Here is a 17,780-nt window from a genome sequence, read left to right as displayed (position 1 = left end):
ATCTTCGTGAAGGGCGAGGTCATCAAGACGGTGCCCGAGTCGAAGATCGTCGAGACGCTCATCGAGGAAGCCCTGAAGATCGCCGAGCAGATGGAGAAGGACGGCATCGCCTCCGGCGAGCCCGAGGTCTCCGTCAGCTGACCCGTTGCCTCGCACCACAGCGCCCCGCCGGACGAACACCGTCCGGCGGGGCGCTGCCGTGAGCGACCTCACGCCCCCCACAACCCCTGTTCACAGGCACGGGCGGCACTGATGAGCCGCGTCGGTTACAGTGCGGAAATCAGCAGACCGCATGGTGAGGCCCCCTCGTGTTGACGCAGACCACCACCCGGGTCCTCGAACCCAGCGACCTCGGAGCCGCTCTCGCCATCCTGGAGAGCGAGCCCGTCGCCAACGCCTTCGTGACGTCCCGGGTCCAGATCGCAGGTCTCGATCCCTGGCGCCTCGGCGGCGAGATGTGGGGCTGGTACGCCGACGGACGACTCCGCTCGCTCTGCTACTCGGGCGCCAACCTCGTCCCCATCTGCGCCACCCCCGAGGCCGTGAGGGCCTTCGCCGACCGGGCCCGCCGGGCCGGCCGCCGCTGCTCCTCGATCGTCGGCCCAGCCGAGCCCACCGCCCAGCTGTGGCGGCTCCTCGAACCCGGCTGGGGCCCCGCCCGCGAGGTCCGGGCGAACCAGCCGCTGATGGTCACCGAGAGCCCGTCCGCCGACGTGACCCCCGACCCCCTGGTCCGCCGGATCCGCAAGGACGAGATGGACGTCCTGATGCCGGCCTGCGTGGCGATGTTCACCGAGGAGGTCGGCATCTCCCCGCTCGCGGGCGACGGCGGACTCCTCTACCAGGCCCGCGTCGCCGAACTCATCGGAGCCGGCCGCTCCTTCGCCCGGATCGACGACGGCAAGGTCGTCTTCAAGGCGGAGATCGGCGCCGCGACCCCGCAGGCCTGCCAGATCCAGGGCGTCTGGGTCGCCCCCGAACACCGCGGCCAAGGACTTTCCGAGACCGGCATGGCGGCCGTCCTGCGCTACGCGCTCGCCGACGTCGCCCCCGTCGTCAGCCTCTACGTGAACGACTACAACACTCCCGCGCGCCGGGCCTACGCCCGGGTCGGCTTCCGGGAGACCGGCGCGTTCATGAGCGTGCTGTTCTGACCGGCCGGCGGCCGGCCCATCCGTACGCCGTTGCCCACCGGGGCCAGTAGGGTCGGCGCATGGCAGCAGTTTCCGGGGGCGGCCCCCGCATTCCCAGCGTCCGGATCGGGCCCATCGATCTCGCCGCGCGCGTGGACGAGGCGCTCGCCGTGCAGGCCGTGGCCTTCGGCCTGGGGCCCGAAGAGGTCGAGGTACGGCGCCACATCGTCCTCAGACACCTCGACCACCCGCACGCCCGCGCCCTCGGCGCCACCACCCCCGGCGGACGGCTCGTCGGCTTCGTCTACGGAATGCCGAACGAGCGTGGCCAGTGGTGGTCCACCGTCGTCGAGCCGTACCTCCGCGCCACCGGCTGCGTGCACTGGCTCGACAACTCGTTCGTCATCACCGAACTCCACGTCCTGCCGGAGTTCCAGAACCACGGCATCGGGCGCACGCTGATCACCACCATCACCGACGCCGTCGACCAGCCCCGGTCCATCCTCTCGGCCATCGACACCGAGAGCCCGGCACGTGGTCTGTATCGCAGTCTCGGCTACCAGGACCTGGCCCGGCAGGTGCTCTTCCCCAGCGCTCCCAAGCCGTACGCCGTGATGGGAGCCCCGCTCCCGCTGCGTCGCAAGGGCCGGGGCCCCGCACGGCCGCCGACAATGGATTTCCGCCCACCCGCACCGCCCGGCTAACCTCCTGCACATCACCCTTTCCGAGCAGGAGTTCATCATGGCCCAGGTCCAGCGCATGTCCCGATTGATGATCAAGACACTGCGCGACGACCCGGCCGACGCCGAGACGCTCAACCACAAGTTGCTCGTCCGCGCCGGATACGTACGTCGCACCGCGGCCGGAATCTGGACCTGGCTGCCGCTCGGCAAGAAGGTCCTGGAAAACATCACCCGCGTCGTGCGCGAGGAGATGGACGCCATCGGCGGCCAGGAGGTGCTGCTGCCCGCACTGCTGCCCAAGGAGGCGTACGAGGCGAGCGGCCGGTACGACGAGTACGGCGACCTGCTGTTCCGGCTCAAGGACCGCAAGGGTGCCGACTACCTCCTCGGCCCCACCCACGAGGAGATCTTCACCCAGGTCGTCAAGGACATGTGCTCGTCCTACAAGGACCTGCCCGTGATCCTGTACCAGATCCAGACCAAGTACCGCGACGAGGCCCGTCCCCGCGCCGGTGTGCTGCGCGGCCGTGAGTTCCAGATGAAGGACTCGTACTCCTTCGACACCACCGACGAGGGTCTCGCCGAGGCGTACCAGCTGCACCGCGCCGCCTACATCCGCATCTTCGAGCGCCTCGGCCTCGACCACCGGATCGTCTCCGCCGTCTCCGGCGCCATGGGCGGCTCCGCCTCCGAGGAATTCCTCGCGCCCGCCCCGGCCGGCGAGGACACCTTCGTCGACTGCCCCGACTGCGACTACGCCGCCAACACCGAGGCCGTGACCTACAAGGCGGTCGTCGCGGACGGCTCGGCGCACGGCCCCGTCGAGGAGCTGGACACCCCCGACACCCCGACCATCGAGTCGCTTGCCGCGCTCCTGGGCGTCGAGGCCTCTGCGACCCTGAAGAACCTGCTGGTCAAGGTCGACGGCGAGATCGTGGCCGTGGGCGTGCCCGGCGACCGCGAGGTCGACCTCGGCAAGCTCGGCGAGCACCTGGCGCCCGCCGCCGTCGAACTGGTCACCGCCGAGGACTTCGAGGACCGCCCCGACCTGGTACGCGGCTACGTCGGCCCGCAGGGACTGGAGAAGGTCCGCTTCATCGCCGACCCGCGCATCGCCGCCGGCACCGCCTGGATCACCGGTGCGAACAAGCCCGGCACCCACGCGAAGAACGTCGTCGCGGGCCGCGATTTCGAGGTCGACGACTACCTCGACGTCGTCGTCGTCGAGGCGGGCGACCCCTGCCCCAACTGCGGCGCCGGCCTCCGGGTGGACCGTGCCATCGAGATCGGCCACATCTTCCAGCTCGGCCGCAAGTACGCCGACATCTTCTCCCTCGACGTCCTCGGCCAGCAGGGCAAGCCCGTCCGCGTCACCATGGGTTCGTACGGCATCGGCGTCTCCCGCGCCGTGGCCGCCCTCGCCGAGCAGACCGCCGACGACAAGGGCCTGTGCTGGCCCCGTGAGATCGCCCCGGCCGACGTCCACGTCGTCGCGGCCGGCAAGGCGCTCCAGACCGAGCTCGCGCTCGATGTCTCCGAGAAGCTGAACGCCGCCGGCCTGCGGGTCCTGGTCGACGACCGTCCGGGCATCTCGCCCGGCGTCAAGTTCACCGACTCCGAGCTCATCGGCGTCCCGAAGATCCTGGTCGCCGGCCGCCGCTCGGCCGAGGGCGTCCTGGAGCTGAAGGACCGCCGCACCGGCGAGCGCGAGGAGCTCACCGTCGACGAGGCGATCGCCCGCCTCACCGCCGACAACTGATCCACGAGAAGCCGCAGGCCCCCGCGCACCCGCGCGGGGGCCTGCGGCTTTCGTCAGCTCACAGCCAGCTCGCGAACTCCAGCGTCAGCTCGCCCTCCTGGCGGCGGCCGGCTGCCAGCGCCCGGGTCCCCGACTCCACCGCACGGAACAGCGTCCAGCCGTGCAGCCGCTCCCGGTCCACGTCCAGCGAATCGGCCAGCTTCTTGATCCGGCGGCGGGCCGTCACCGCGCCGCCGGGGGAGGCGATCAGATCCTCGACGCGGTCGCGGACCAGGCGCGCCAGATCGTAGGCCCGCTCACCGACCAGCGGCTCGGGACCGACCGTCAGCCACGGCACGCGCTCACCGGCCAGCACCTTGCTCTGCCGGAAGTTGCCGTGCAGCAGCAGGAATTCGGGGGAGTGGGCGACCAGTGCCTCGCGCGCCGCGAGGGCCGCGGAGACCAGCGGCTCCAGGCCCGGGTCGGCCGCCACGCTCGCCCGCATCGGCTCGATACGGCCCCCGGTCCGCTCGGCGACCGTCTCGAAACCGTGCCCGGCCGGCGGCTCCACCCACAGTCTGCGCACCGTCCCGGCCGCCTCCAGCAGCGCCTTCGCCTCCGGCAGCGAGCGCAGCGACACCTCGGGGTGCAGCCGCTCCAGCAGCAGTGCGCCGGGGGCGTCCGCGATGAGCCGCACCGCGCCCCAGCCGTTCCAGTGGGCCAGCGCGGCCCGCTCCAGCTCGGGGACGGCCCCGGGCGGCACGATCTTCAGCGCGGCCGGGGTGCCGTCGGCACAGGTCACCAGCAGGACCAGACTGCTGCGGCCCCCAGGGGCGGCGACCCGCTCCACTGTCGTGTTCCGCCCGGTGGCGGACAGTGCTTCCTCGGTCAGTGCGGGAAGCCGCGCGAGCCAGTCGGCGGCACCTTCGTCCCCGTACGACTCGCCCAGCGCCCGCACCAGACGCTGCGGCGGTTCGAAACCCATACGTGCCTTGTTCCCTTTCAGAGCTGCTTCAGTGCGTCGCGCCGGACCCGTTCGTCCCACCGGCCCCGGTCCTCGCGGCCGTCCCGGTCTTCGCACCGGTGCCTTCCCGGGCCCGCTCGGCGAGCCCGGGAAAGGCTACGCTGCTGCCCCGCCAGCGGACCGCCCGCACGGCGGCCTCCCGCATCGCGTCGGCGGCCTCCCGCCTGAGCGGCCCCTCGGCGGCCCGCACGAGGTCGGAGTACACGCCCGCGACCCGGTCCTCGAGCACGGCCGCCAGCCGCACCGCCGCGGCCGGGTCCGGCACGGCGAACGGCAGAGCGTACGCGGCCTGTGCCGCCACCGGCTCACCGCCCAGCCCGCGCACGGTCCGCACCAGCGCGTCGCGCCGTGCCCGGTGCGCGTGGTGGGCCGCCGCCGCCTCGGCCCGGCGGCCGTCGGCGACCCGGCCGCCGACCACCCCGTACCCGTACACCGCCGCGTGCTCGGCCGCCAGGGCCGCCTGTGCGGCCTTCCGTGTCCCGGCGCTCATGACGAGGTCTCCTTGGCCAGTTCGGTCAGCAGATAGGCGTGGGCCGCGCCCGCCGCCGCGATCGACGCCAGCAGCCGCGCCAGCTCCGGCGGGGCCTCCATGAGGGCCGCCAGGTGCGCGTCCGCGGCACGGCGTTCCGCCGCGGCCAGTTCCCCGACGGCGGCCTTGGCACCGGTCGCGCGCGAGCGCGTGAAGCTGAGCGCCTGCGTGCTGTCGGGGGCCAGCGCCTTCGCGTGGGCGCGCACGGCGTCCCGCAGCGGCGCGAGAGCGGCGGCGGTCGCCGGATGGGCCCTGATCACGTGCTCGTACCCGCCGAGCAGCTCCAGGCTGGTCCGTGCGGCCGTCGTACGGATCCGCTTCTCCGCCCGTGCCGCGAAGGCCTGCTCGGCCGTGGTCGCCGCCCCGGACCGGGCGGAGTCCTTCCCGCGCCCGGCGCCGTCACCGCAGCCGGCCAGCACCGCCCCCAGGGCGATGGCTCCCGTCGCGGTGAACACACCCCTGCGCGTCGTCCCCGTGCGCCGCACTTGTTCTCCTTCGGGCCTGGCCCTGACTTGACTGGATCTGTCCTGAAGTGATCACCGCAGGCGAGCGTACCCGCGGCCGGGAGGACGGCGGACGGCAACACCCCTCGGGACCGGATACCCTTTGACCTGACACGCGACGATCCCCACAACAGCACACGCGGCCGAGGAGTCACCCGGATGAGCACCACCCAGAGCGAGAGGCTGCGCGGGCTGCTCGAACCGCTCGTCAGCGCCGAACAGCTGGATCTCGAAGAGATCGAGGTGTCCCGGGTCGGCCGCCGCCGCGTGCTGCGGATCGTCGTGGACTCCGAAGAGGGCGTCGAGCTGGACGCCTGCGCCGATCTGAGCCGCGCGATCTCCGAGAAGCTCGACGAGACCGACGCGATGGGCGACGGCGAGTACACCCTCGAAGTCACTTCCCCCGGTGCCGACCGTCCCCTGACGGAGCACCGCCACTACGTACGTGCCACGGGCCGCCTGGCCAAACTCAACCTGCACGAGGGTGGCGAGCTGGTGGCCCGCATCCTCGCCGTGGACGAGGACGGCCTCGACCTCGAAGTGCCGGGTGTCAAGGGCCGCAAGCCCACGTCCCGCCGGGTCGCCTTCGACGAGATCGCCAAGGCGCGCGTGGAGATCGAATTCAGCCGCAAGGACAAGAAGGAAGAGGAGGCGTAGCCGTGGACATCGATGTGAAGCTCTTGAAGGGCTTGGCACAGGACAAGGAGATCCCCTTCGACGTGCTCGTCGAGGCGATCGAGTCGGCCCTCCTCATCGCCTACCACCGTACCGACGGGAGCTACCGCCGCGCGCGCGTGAAGCTCGACGAGCGCGGCCATGTGACGGTGTGGGCGAAGGAGGACCCGGCCGACCTGGAAGAGGGCCAGGAGCCGAAGGAGTTCGACGACACCCCGTCCGGCTTCGGCCGGATCGCCGCGACCACCGCCAAGCAGGTCATCCTGCAGCGGCTGCGCGACGCCGAGGACGACAGGACGTTCGGTGAGTACGCGGGCCACGAGGGCGATGTCGTCACCGGCGTCGTCCAGCAGGGCAAGGACCCGAAGAACGTCCTGGTCGACATCGGCAAGCTGGAAGCGATCCTGCCGGTGCAGGAGCAGGTGCCGGGCGAGGAGTACACCCACGGCCTGCGGCTGCGTACGTATGTCGTACGGGTCGCCAAGGGCGTGCGCGGCCCCTCCGTGACGCTGTCGCGCACCCACCCCAACCTCGTGAAGAAGCTCTTCGCGCTGGAGGTTCCGGAGATCGCCGACGGTTCCGTCGAGATCTGTGCGATCGCCCGCGAGGCCGGTCACCGCACCAAGATCGCGGTCCGTTCGACCCGTTCCGGGCTGAACGCCAAGGGCGCCTGCATCGGCCCCATGGGCGGCCGGGTGCGCAATGTCATGGCCGAGCTGCACGGCGAGAAGATCGACATCGTGGACTGGTCGGACGACCCGGCCGAGATGGTGGCCAACGCACTGTCGCCCGCACGGGTGAGCGAGGTCGAGGTCGTCGACCTCGGCGCCCGGTCCGCCCGGGTCACCGTGCCGGACTACCAGCTGTCGCTGGCGATCGGCAAGGAGGGGCAGAATGCCCGCCTGGCCGCCCGTCTCACCGGCTGGCGCATCGACATCCGCCCGGACACCGAGACCGACGCCGAGCGCGACGTAGCCGACCGGGAGCGCGCGGAGCGGGCCCGCGAGCGGTCCGAACGCCGCTGATCCGGCGCCCTGCGGGGCGCTGGTCCGGTGGCCCGTGTGGACTGCCGGGAATATTTCTCAGCGGCGTGCCGCTGAGATCACGACAACATCCGTTCGATTTTTGCCCCAAAGGGGTGAGGTCGGTGCGGGGAGGTAGACTTAGCCGTGTCTGGCCGGACGCACGCCCGTGCTTGCCCTGAGCGAACCTGTGTGGGATGCCGGGAGCGGGCGGCCAAGAGCGAGCTGCTGCGCATCGTCGCGGACGAGGACGTTTGTGTCCCCGATCCGCGCGGTACGCTGCCCGGCCGGGGTGCATATGTACACCCCGCCTCCGTCTGTCTGGACCTGGCGGTTCGCCGCCGGGCCTTCCCCCGGGCCTTCAAGGCCAAGGGGCCGTTCGACCCCGCCGCAGTGCAGCGGTTCGTCGAGCGGGTGACACCGTAAGAAATGAACGGCACGGGACCCCGTGCGGTCAGGTACCTCGCGAGTTGGAAGTAGGTCGAGATTGCGATGAGCACTCGATGAGTACGCGATGAGTACGCCCATGAAGTAGCGACGGTCCGGCGGTAACCCGGACCTAAAAGGAGCGAAGTGGCTAAGGTCCGGGTATACGAACTCGCCAAGGAGTTCGGCGTCGAGAGCAAGGTCGTCATGGCCAAGCTCCAAGAACTCGGTGAATTCGTCCGTTCGGCGTCCTCGACGATCGAGGCGCCGGTTGTACGCAAGTTGACTGACGCACTGCAGGGGCCCGGCGGCAACGCCGGCAAGTCCGCTGCGAAGCCTGGCGCGCCCCGTAAGGCGACGCCCGCAAAGCCTGCAGCGCCCTCCCCGGCCGCTGCGGCACGTCCCGCTGCCCCGAAGCCCGGCGCCCCGGCCCCCAAGCCGGCCCCCGCCGCCCCGGCGAGCAGCACCCCCGCAGCGCCTTCCGCGCCGGCTGCCGGCCCGCGTCCGGGCCCGAAGCCCGCGCCCAAGCCCGCTCCGGTGACCCCGGTGCCCGCCGCCGAGTTCTCGGCTCCGGCTCCGGCCCAGCCCGCTGCCCCGCAGCAGCAGGCCCCGCGTCCCGCGGGTGCCACCCCCGGGCCTCGTCCTGCCCGCCCGGCCCCGGCCGGCGGTCAGCGTGACGGTGGCCAGCGCGATGGCGGCCGTGGCGGCGAGCGCGGCGGCGACCGCCCCGCACGTCCTGCGGGCCAGGGCGCACCGCGCCCCGGTGGCGCACGTCCGGCCGGTCCCCGTCCGGGCAACAACCCCTTCACCTCCGGTGGCTCGACGGGCATGGCCCGTCCGCAGGCGCCCCGTCCCGGCGGCGCCCCGCGCCCCGGTGGCGGCCAGGACCGTCCGGGCGCCCCGCGTCCGCAGGGCGGCCCCGGTGGCGCCCAGACTGGACGGCCTCAGGGCTCTGGCGGCGCCCGTCCGACCCCGGGCGGCATGCCCCGTCCGCAGGCTCCCCGTCCGGGCGGTGCCCCCGGTGGTAACCGTCCGAACCCGGGCATGATGCCGCAGCGTCCCGCTGCCGGCCCGCGTCCCGGTGGTGGCCCCGGCGGTGGCCGTGGTCCCGGTGGCGGCGGTCGTCCCGGCGGCGGTGGCGGCGCAGGCCGTCCCGGCGGCGGTGGCTTCGCCGGGCGTCCGGCCGGTCCCGGTGGCGGTGGCGGCGGTTTCGCCGGCCGTCCCGGTGGCGGCGGTGGCGGTGCGGGTCGTCCCGGCGGTGGCGGCGGCTTCGGCGGTCGTCCCGGCTTCGGTGGACGTCCCGGCGGCCCCGGTGGCCGTGGTGGCACACAGGGTGCGTTCGGCCGTCCCGGCGGTCCCGCGCGTCGTGGTCGCAAGTCGAAGCGGCAGAGGCGCCAGGAGTACGAGGCCATGCAGGCCCCGTCGGTGGGCGGCGTCATGCTGCCTCGCGGCAACGGACAGTCCGTCCGTCTGTCGCGCGGTGCCTCCCTCACCGACTTCGCGGAGAAGATCAACGCCAACCCGGCGTCGCTCGTCGCCGTGATGATGAACCTCGGCGAGATGGTCACGGCGACGCAGTCCGTCTCCGACGACACCCTCAGGCTGCTCGCGGACGAGATGAACTACGTCCTCGAGATCGTCAGCCCCGAGGAGGAGGACCGCGAGCTGCTCGAGTCCTTCGACATCGAGTTCGGCGAGGACGAGGGCGGCGAAGAGGCCCTGGTCTCCCGTCCGCCGGTCGTGACCGTCATGGGTCACGTCGACCACGGTAAGACCCGACTGCTGGACGCGATCCGCAAGACGAACGTCGTCGCGGGCGAGGCCGGCGGCATCACCCAGCACATCGGTGCCTACCAGGTCTCCTCCGAGGTCAACGGCGAGGACCGCCGGATCACCTTCATCGACACCCCGGGTCACGAGGCGTTCACCGCCATGCGTGCCCGTGGTGCGAAGTCCACCGACATCGCGATCCTCGTGGTGGCGGCGAACGACGGTGTGATGCCCCAGACGATCGAGGCGCTGAACCACGCCAAGGCGGCCGAGGTGCCGATCGTGGTCGCGGTCAACAAGATCGACGTCGAGGGTGCCGACCCGACCAAGGTGCGCGGTCAGCTCACCGAGTTCGGTCTGGTGGCCGAGGAGTACGGCGGCGACACGATGTTCGTCGACATCTCCGCCAAGCAGGGTCTGCACATCGACCAGCTGCTGGAGGCCGTGGTCCTGACCGCGGACGCCTCGCTCGACCTGCGGGCCAACCCGGAGCAGGACGCGCAGGGTATTGCGATCGAGTCCCACCTCGACCGCGGCCGCGGTGCCGTCTCGACGGTCCTCGTCCAGCGCGGAACGCTGCGCATCGGCGACACGATGGTGGTCGGCGACGCGTACGGCCGTGTCCGGGCGATGCTCGACGACAACGGCAACAACGTCGAGGAAGCGGGTCCGTCGACCCCCGTCCTCGTGCTCGGTCTCACCAACGTCCCGGGTGCCGGCGACAACTTCCTGGTGGTCGACGAGGACCGTACGGCCCGTCAGATCGCCGAGAAGCGTGCCGCCCGTGAGCGCAACGCCAACTTCGCCCGCAAGGGTGTCCGGTTCTCCCTGGAGAACCTGGACGAGGCGCTCAAGGCCGGTCTGGTCCAGGAGCTCAACCTCATCATCAAGGGCGACGCGTCCGGTTCGGTGGAGGCTCTCGAGTCCTCGCTGCTCCAGCTCGACGTCGGCGACGAGGTCGACATCCGGGTCCTGCACCGCGGTGTGGGTGCGGTCACCGAGTCGGACATCGACCTGGCGACCGGCTCCGACGCCATCGTCATCGGCTTCAACGTCCGCGCTGCCGGGCGTGCCCAGCAGATGGCGGAGCGCGAGGGTGTCGACGTCCGCTACTACTCGGTGATCTACCAGGCCATCGAGGAGATCGAGGCAGCCCTCAAGGGCATGCTCAAGCCGGAGTACGAAGAGGTCGAGCTCGGTACGGCGGAGATCCGCGAGATCTTCCGCTCGTCCAAGCTGGGCAACATCGCCGGTGTGCTGGTCCGCTCCGGCGAGGTCAAGCGCAACACCAAGGCGCGCCTGCTGCGCGACGGCAAGGTCATCGCGGAGAACCTCAACATCTCCGGTCTGCGCCGCTTCAAGGACGACGTCACCGAGATCCGCGAAGGCTTCGAGGGCGGTATCAACCTCGGAAACTTCAACGACATCAAGATCGACGACGTCATCGCGACGTACGAGATGCGCGAGAAGCCGCGAGGCTGATCCACGGGGAACTCCGGGGGACACCCTCCGGAGCTCTCCTCAACAGTCGGGGCCGGTCGACGGGTCGTATTTCCGTCGATCGGCCCCGGCCGTTCCGTGTACGGTTCTGGTGTCCCTGCCAAGCACTGGCAGGGCGCGAACCCGAACCGGCGGGACATCCGGACATACATGTATGTGGGGACACTGTCCTTCGATCTGCTTCTCGGCGACGTACGGTCGTTGAAGGAGAAACGCTCCGTCGTCCGTCCGATCGTCGCCGAGCTCCAGCGGAAATACGCGGTCAGCGCGGCGGAGGTGGGCGGTCAGGATCTCCATCGCAGGGCCGAGATCGGCCTTGCCGTGGTCTCCGGGGACACCGGACACCTCACAGATGTTCTGGACCGGTGCGAGCGACTGGTGGCCGCACGGCCGGAAGTGGAGCTGCTGTCCGTACGACGGCGGCTGCACAGCGACGAAGACGATTGAGCAAGGCGAAGAAGGAGACGGACCAGTGGCCGACAACGCGCGGGCGAAAAAGCTGGCGGACCTCATCCAGGAGGTGGTCGCCGAGAAACTGCAGCGCGGTATCAAGGACCCGCGTCTGGGTACGCACGTGACGATCACGGATACCCGGGTCACCGGTGACCTGCGGGAGGCCACGGTCTTCTACACGGTCTACGGCGACGACGAGGAGCGGGCGAGCGCCGCGGCCGGTCTGGAGAGCGCCAAGGGCATCCTGCGCTCGGCGGTCGGAGCGGCGGCGGGGACGAAGTTCACGCCCACGCTGGCCTTCGTGGCGGACGCCCTGCCGGGCAACGCCAAGGCGATCGAGGACCTGCTCGACCGGGCGCGCGCCTCGGACGCCCGGGTGCGCGAGGCGTCCTCGGGCGCCACGTACGCCGGTGGTGCCGACCCGTACCGCAAGGCGGATGACGAGAACGACGAGGACACCGCCTCCGAATGACACCGCAGAAAACGCCGGACGGCCTTGTCATCGTCGACAAGCCGTCCGGCTTCACTTCGCACGACGTCGTCGCCAAGATGCGCGGCATCGCACGGACCCGCCGGGTCGGCCACGCCGGCACCCTGGACCCGATGGCGACGGGTGTTCTCGTGCTCGGTGTCGAGAAGGCCACCAAGCTGCTGGGCCATCTCGCACTGACCGAGAAGGAGTACCTCGGCACGATCCGGCTCGGCCAGAACACCGTCACGGACGACGCGGAGGGCGAGATCACCTCGTCCACCGACGCCTCCGGGGTGACGCGTGAGGGCATCGACGCCGGGGTCGCGGCCCTGACCGGACCGATCATGCAGGTGCCGTCCAAGGTCAGCGCCATCAAGATCGACGGCAAGCGGTCCTACGCGCGGGTGCGCGGCGGCGAGGAGTTCGAGATCCCGGCCCGGCCGGTGACGATCTCGTCCTTCAACGTCTACGACGTACGCCCGGAGACCGCCGAGGACGGCACACCGGTCGTCGACCTCGTCGTCTCCGTGGTCTGCTCCTCGGGTACGTACATCCGCGCGATCGCCCGGGACCTGGGCGCCGGGCTCGGCGTCGGCGGGCATCTGACCGCGCTGCGGCGCACCCGGGTCGGGCCCTATGGCCTGGACGCGGCGCGGACGCTCGACCAGCACCAGGAGGAGCTGACCGTGATGCCGGTGGCCGAGGCCGCCGCCTCGGCGTTCCCCCGCTGGGACGTGGACGAGAAGCGCGCCAAGCTGCTGCTGAACGGCGTACGGCTGGACATGCCGTCCTTCCCGCCGGGGCCGGTCGGCGTCTTCGGACCCGACGGACGGTTCCTGGTCCTCGTGGAGGAGCAGAAGGGCAAGGCCAAGAGCCTCGCCGTCTTCGCCTGAGAGCCTGGTCCCGGGACCCCATCGTGGAGCGGGCGGGGCATTCCCTGCGCCCGCTCCACGATCCCCCACCATGTTCTGTCCTCCTGACGCCATTAATTCACCCCAACGGGCAGGCGCTCGGAGTGAATCAGGGGTGCATTCGGGGGCGCTTTTACTCCGAGTGGCCCAGGCGCTGATCATCGGACCTAACGTTCGGACCATGGCAAGCGGGGACCGGGCAGCGCTGGTACGTATCTGCGATTCGGCCGGTCGGCCGCGGGGGACCGGGTTCGTCGCGGACGACCGGGGCACGGTGGTGACCAGCCACGAAGCGGTCGACGGCGCCACCCGGTTCGTACTGCACGGCGCGGGCGGCCGCAGCCGCACCGTCGAGGCCGACGACATCACCGCACTGCCCGCGCTGGACCTCGCCCTGCTGCACACCGGGGGCCCCGCCGCACTGGGCGTGGAGCCCGCCCCGATGGCCCTGCGGGACCGGATCGACGCCGGTACGTACGTGACGATCGCCGCGCACGGCTGGCGCGAGGCCCGGGTGCTCGGCACCGCCCCCGTGACGTACACCGCGAACGGCCACTGCCACCGGATCGGCGCGGCGCTGGAGCTGGCGCTCGGCACGGACGGCAGGGACGCGCTGCGGCTGGGCGGAACGGCCGTGGGCGGGCCGGTCGCCGACCCGGAGAGCGGAGCGGTCATCGCCGTGCTGGGCAGCGCGCTGCGCGCCGGGCACACGGGCGCGGCGTTCGCCGTGCCGCTCCGGCCGACGGGCACCGGAGGTCCGCTCGACGCGCTGCTGCGGCGCAACGCGACGAGCGTTCCCGGGTACGGACGCGACCTGAATCTCGCGGGCGCCCTGCACCTCACCGCGACCTCGCTCGGCTCGGCGACCGGACCGGACGCCTCGCCCGATCCGGTCGAACGCCCGGACGTCATCGCGGAGTTCGCCGAATTCGCGGCCCCCGACCGGTTCTCGTCCGCGCCTGACGGCCCCGCCGCGGTCCTCGCCCTCGTCGGAGCGCCGGGCACCGGCCGCACCACCGAACTCGCCGCGCTCACCGCACGCCGGGCGCGCGGCCCGGTGCCAGCACCCACCCTCTGGCTGCGCGGCGCCGATCTGCTGGCCGGCGACACCTCGGTCGCCGACGCCGTCGCCCGTACGCTGCGCCGGGCCGGACGGATCGTCACCGCCGCCGGAGGCGGGCGCGACATGCCGGCCGCCACCCCCGAGCGGGTGGCCCGGCTGGCCGAGGAGTCCGGGAGCCCGCTGCTCGTCCTGCTGGACGGCCCCGAGGAGATGCCCCCCGCGCTGGCCCACGAGTCGGCCCGGTGGACCGCCGCCACCGTCGAATGGCTGCGGGGGAACGGGGTCCGGCTGGTGGTCGCCTGCGGGCCCGAGTACTGGGAGAGCACCGGTGCGCTCTGCCCGCCCGGCGCGCTCCACCGCCCCGCCAGGCCGGCCGGGCGGCTGCCCCCGGCGGTCCGCCTCGGCGACCTCACCCCGGTCCAGGCCCGACGGGCGGCCGAGCGGTACGCCATCCCGCCCGGCGCACTCGCCCCCGGCCACGACCGGCACCCGCTCACCCTGCGCCTGCTCGCGGAGGTGCGCGCCGCACTGCCCGGGGACGTTGCCGGGCAGCCCGACACCGAGGAAGTCTTCGCCGCCCACCTGGACCTGATGTGTCTGCGCATCGCGGTCAGGATCGCGGCCGCGTCGGGCCGGGCGCCGGGGGGCGGCGCGGTCCGCAGGCTGGCCGCGCGGGTGGCGGGGCAGGTGCACGAGGTGGCACGGCGCTGTCTCGGCCCCGGGCAGGGGGAGCTGGGCCGGGAAGCCTTCGAGGAGGTCTTCCCGTGGCGCACGGGCTGGGCGTCCGCCGTCCTCACCGAGGGCCTGCTCGTCCCGGCGGGCGCCGGATACCGCTTCGCGCACGAGGAGCTGGGGGACTGGGTGCAGGGCGCCCACCTGGACGTGGACGCGGCGCTGTACGCCCTGGTGCACCGGTGGCACGCGGACGGGGAGCGCGACGACCGCCGGGTGCCGCGGCCCCGGCAGCCGGTATCGGCGACGGGCCGCGCACCCCTGCCGGACGCGGCGGCGAGCGGGCCGCGCATTCCGCCGGACGTGGCGGCGACGGGGCCACGCACCCTGCCCGTACCCCGGCATCGGATCGGCCCGGTGATCCAGGCCCTGCTGCTCCTGGGGCGCCGCCGGGGGCCCGCTTCGCTCTCGCACCAGCTGGCCGATCTCATCGCGGCGCTGGACCGGCTGTCGGCGCAGGCGGACCGGGGCGTGGCGGACACCGCCACAGGCCGCCCCGGGGCGGACGGCGCACCGGGGCACGGCGCCCGCTGGTGGGCGGTCCGGCTGCTCTCAGAGACCCTGCTCCGGGTGCCCGACGCCCGTCCGTATCTCGGTGTGCTGCGGCTCCTGACCGGCCGGGTGGTACGCCGGGCTGCCGCGGGCGGGCCGGCCGGGCCGGGGACGTACGCCGCGTTCGGGCCCTGGTTCTGGCGGCGGCTCACGCTCTCCGAGAAGGACCGGATCGACCTGTTCCGGCGGCTGGTCCCCGCCGACGGCCCGCCTCCCGGCGACCCCCGTGCCGACGGCGACCGCGCCTGCGGCAGGTACCCCGGCGACAGTGGCGAGCGGTTCCTGGACGCCGTGGCACGGCGGCTCGTCGACCGGCCGCGCACCGTGCAGCCGCTGCTCTGCGACTGGTTCACCGACGAGCGGCCACTGCCCGCCGGGGACGGGGACGCGTTGCGGCCGACGGTGGCTGCGGCGGCCCAGGCGCTCCTCTACGCCCGCAGGGACCTGGCCGTCGACGATCTGGCCGACGCGCTCGTCTCGACCCCCCACCCCAGGGCCGAGGAGCTGCTCACCACGCTGGCCGAGGACGAGCCCGCCGCGCTGTGCCGGGCGGTCCACCGCTGGGCCCACGACGAGGATCGGGGTGTTCGCCGCACCGCCGCCGCCTCGTACGCCCTGGTCACCGCCGCCCACGCCACCCGCGACTGCGACCGCGAGCTGCTGCGCGGATCGGCCCTGGCCCTGCTGGCCCGCCCGGCGGACGCCGCCCTGCACGGGGCCGCCCTTACCCTCCTCGTGCAGGACCCGGGGACCAGGAACCGATACCTTCCGCAGGCGCTCCGGGCCTTCGTCGCCGGCGGGCCCGCGCCGTCCGCCGAGGCGCTCGCAGTCGCCCTGCCCTCCCACCCCGAGCCGGTGCTCGCCGCGTACCGGGAACGGCTCACCCGGCCCGACGACGGGGCGGGCGGGACGCTGTGCGCGCTGGCCGGGATCGACGCCCCCGCGCTCGCCCTGCACACCGCCGGGCTGGTGCGCGCCTATATCGACAGCCACCCGGACGACGCCGTGCACGCGGCCACGTACCTCGACCGGAGACTGGAGCGCGGCCCCGCCGCCCGCGCCCTGCTGCTGCCCCTGGTGACCGGGCTGCTGCGCGACCGTCCGGTACCGCCGCCGGTACGCGGCGCGCTCGCCGGGGTGCTGGCCGCGCCGGGGAGCCCCGCCTCCGCGCCACTGCGGGAACAGCTGCTGGAGGTCCTGCTGGACTTCGAGCAGGACGCTCACCGGGATCCGGCCGTGCTCGACGCGCTGCTGCGGGCTGCCGCGACCGGCTCCGGCACCCGCGCCCCCGCCCGTACCCGCGCCCTGGTCCACCGCACCGGGACACTGCTCGTCCGGACCCCCGAGGGCGCGGCCCGCTTCGACCGCCGACTGGTCGAGCTCGCCCGTGACGTGCCCGGATTCGCCGCACTGGTCACCGGGTGGCTGGCCGAGGCCCCACAGGAATGGGCGGCGCTCGTCGGCCCCGGCGCACGGCGGACGATGGAGGTGCTGGACAGCCCGAAGACGATGCCGATGCAGGCCGCGCGGCGTGAGCATGGCAGTCTTAGACCTGCGTAAGAGACAAACCCACGTACACAGGTTCGGGCGAGGAGCGGTCAGAGTGCAGCGCTGGCGTGGCTTGGAGGACATCCCCCAGGACTGGGGACGCAGCGTCGTCACCATCGGCTCCTATGACGGGGTGCACCGCGGACACCAGCTGATCATCGGCCGGGCCGTGGAGCGCGCCCGCGAGCTGGGCGTGCCGTCGGTCGTGGTGACCTTCGACCCGCACCCCAGCGAGGTCGTACGGCCCGGCAGCCACCCGCCGCTGCTCGCCCCGCACCACCGGCGTGCCGAGCTGATGGCGGAGCTGGGGGTGGACGCGGTGCTCATCCTGCCGTTCACCGCCGAGTTCTCGAAGCTGGCGCCGGCCGACTTCATCGTGAAGGTGCTCGTCGACAAGCTGCACGCGCAGCTGGTCATCGAGGGGCCGAACTTCCGCTTCGGCCATCGGGCGGCCGGCAACGTACAGCTGCTCACCGAGTTCGGTGAGACCTACGACTACCGCGTCGAGGTCATCGACCTCCGCGTGAGAGGAGAGGCGGGCGGCGGCGAGCCCTTCTCCTCCACCCTCACCCGGCGGCTGGTGGCCGAGGGCGATGTCGCGGGCGCCGCCGAGATCCTGGGCCGCCCGCACCGGGTCGAGGGCATCGTGGTCCGCGGCGCGCAGCGCGGCCGTGAGCTCGGCTTCCCCACGGCCAACGTGGAGACCCTGCCGCACACCGCGATCCCCGCCGACGGCGTCTACGCGGGCTGGCTGAACGTGGACGGCGAGGCGATGCCCGCCGCGATCTCGGTCGGCACGAACCCGCAGTTCGACGCCACGGAGCGCACGGTCGAGGCGTACGCGATCGACCGCGTCGGCCTCGATCTGTACGGGCTCCATGTCTCGGTGGACTTCCTCGCGTACGTGCGCGGAATGCTGAAGTTCGACTCGATCGACGAACTGCTCGTCGCGATGGCCGCCGATGTGAAGCGGTGCAGCGAGCTGATCTCCGCATACGAGCGCGGCTGAACCTCTTCCTGTTCGGGAACCGCGCGGGGCCGGGACC

The 17,780-nt window shown here is 72.6% G+C and carries 15 protein-coding genes and 1 pseudogene; 13 read left to right on the top strand and 3 right to left on the bottom strand.

Annotation, left to right across the window (positions count from 1 at the left end):
- From ACIRJP_RS36330 to ACIRJP_RS36315, 4 genes and pseudogenes are all read left to right on the top strand, one after another.
- Positions 1–141: pseudogene (locus tag ACIRJP_RS36330) on the top strand (4-hydroxy-3-methylbut-2-en-1-yl diphosphate synthase); the annotation flags it as partial.
- A 167-nt stretch (positions 142–308) separates the two neighbouring features.
- The gene (locus tag ACIRJP_RS36325) at positions 309–1,154 is read left to right on the top strand and encodes a GNAT family N-acetyltransferase (protein WP_404183903.1); all 846 of its coding nucleotides are present in this window, start codon (positions 309–311) and stop codon (positions 1,152–1,154) included.
- Between the two features lie 59 nt (positions 1,155–1,213).
- Complete coding sequence (locus tag ACIRJP_RS36320) at positions 1,214–1,837, top strand: GNAT family N-acetyltransferase (RefSeq protein WP_404183900.1); 624 nt, start codon at positions 1,214–1,216, stop codon at positions 1,835–1,837.
- A gap of 37 nt (positions 1,838–1,874) precedes the next feature.
- Positions 1,875–3,575 (top strand): proline--tRNA ligase, encoded by a 1,701-nt coding sequence (locus ACIRJP_RS36315; RefSeq protein ID WP_404183897.1) that lies wholly within the window; start codon positions 1,875–1,877, stop codon positions 3,573–3,575.
- Positions 3,576–3,633: 58 nt separating this feature from the next.
- Here ACIRJP_RS36315 and ACIRJP_RS36310 read toward each other — a convergent pair whose 3' ends face one another.
- From ACIRJP_RS36310 to ACIRJP_RS36300, 3 genes are read right to left on the bottom strand one after another with little or no spacing between them, the layout of a single operon-like run.
- Positions 3,634–4,539, bottom strand: coding sequence for an aminoglycoside phosphotransferase family protein (locus tag ACIRJP_RS36310; protein WP_404183895.1), 906 nt, complete (start codon positions 4,537–4,539; stop codon positions 3,634–3,636).
- 28 nt (positions 4,540–4,567) lie between these two features.
- Entirely contained in the window at positions 4,568–5,068 is a 501-nt protein-coding gene (locus ACIRJP_RS36305; RefSeq protein ID WP_404183892.1) for a ferritin-like domain-containing protein, read from the bottom strand.
- Positions 5,065–5,592, bottom strand: coding sequence for a hypothetical protein (locus tag ACIRJP_RS36300; protein ID WP_404183889.1), 528 nt, complete (start codon positions 5,590–5,592; stop codon positions 5,065–5,067). Before ACIRJP_RS36300 ends, ACIRJP_RS36305 begins: the two co-directional genes overlap by 4 nt.
- A gap of 177 nt (positions 5,593–5,769) precedes the next feature.
- Here ACIRJP_RS36300 and rimP point away from each other — a divergent pair, with 177 nt between their 5' ends.
- The 9 genes from rimP (at position 5,770) to ACIRJP_RS36255 (ending at position 17,743) form a co-directional block, all read left to right on the top strand.
- Positions 5,770–6,267 carry a ribosome maturation factor RimP gene (rimP, locus tag ACIRJP_RS36295; protein WP_404183886.1) on the top strand — a complete coding sequence of 166 codons (498 nt, stop codon included), beginning with the start codon at positions 5,770–5,772 and terminating at the stop codon, positions 6,265–6,267.
- A gap of 2 nt (positions 6,268–6,269) precedes the next feature.
- The gene (gene nusA, locus ACIRJP_RS36290) at positions 6,270–7,310 is read left to right on the top strand and encodes a transcription termination factor NusA (protein ID WP_342285450.1); all 1,041 of its coding nucleotides are present in this window, start codon (positions 6,270–6,272) and stop codon (positions 7,308–7,310) included.
- Positions 7,311–7,454: 144 nt separating this feature from the next.
- A complete protein-coding gene (locus tag ACIRJP_RS36285; RefSeq protein ID WP_266729380.1) occupies positions 7,455–7,733 on the top strand; it encodes a YlxR family protein in 279 nt (92 codons plus the stop codon).
- A 147-nt stretch (positions 7,734–7,880) separates the two neighbouring features.
- Positions 7,881–10,985 (top strand): translation initiation factor IF-2, encoded by a 3,105-nt coding sequence (gene infB, locus ACIRJP_RS36280; RefSeq protein ID WP_404183881.1) that lies wholly within the window; start codon positions 7,881–7,883, stop codon positions 10,983–10,985.
- A 168-nt stretch (positions 10,986–11,153) separates the two neighbouring features.
- Positions 11,154–11,450: a DUF503 domain-containing protein gene (locus ACIRJP_RS36275; RefSeq protein WP_072489324.1), complete on the top strand. Its 297-nt coding sequence runs from the start codon at positions 11,154–11,156 to the stop codon at positions 11,448–11,450.
- A gap of 25 nt (positions 11,451–11,475) precedes the next feature.
- Positions 11,476–11,928 (top strand): 30S ribosome-binding factor RbfA, encoded by a 453-nt coding sequence (gene rbfA, locus ACIRJP_RS36270; RefSeq protein WP_124716079.1) that lies wholly within the window; start codon positions 11,476–11,478, stop codon positions 11,926–11,928.
- Complete coding sequence (gene truB, locus ACIRJP_RS36265) at positions 11,925–12,821, top strand: tRNA pseudouridine(55) synthase TruB (protein WP_356090924.1); 897 nt, start codon at positions 11,925–11,927, stop codon at positions 12,819–12,821. Before rbfA ends, truB begins: the two co-directional genes overlap by 4 nt.
- Before the next feature lie 199 nt (positions 12,822–13,020).
- A complete protein-coding gene (locus ACIRJP_RS36260; protein WP_404183876.1) occupies positions 13,021–16,746 on the top strand; it encodes a trypsin-like peptidase domain-containing protein in 3,726 nt (1,241 codons plus the stop codon).
- Between the two features lie 43 nt (positions 16,747–16,789).
- Positions 16,790–17,743, top strand: coding sequence for a bifunctional riboflavin kinase/FAD synthetase (locus tag ACIRJP_RS36255; RefSeq protein ID WP_404183873.1), 954 nt, complete (start codon positions 16,790–16,792; stop codon positions 17,741–17,743).
- Positions 17,744–17,780 lie beyond the last annotated feature (37 nt).

Origin of the sequence: Streptomyces sp. NPDC102437 (assembly GCF_044765565.1) — a bacterium.
GTDB lineage: Bacteria > Actinomycetota > Actinomycetes > Streptomycetales > Streptomycetaceae > Streptomyces.
This window is presented reverse-complemented; position numbering and strand designations above follow the sequence as displayed.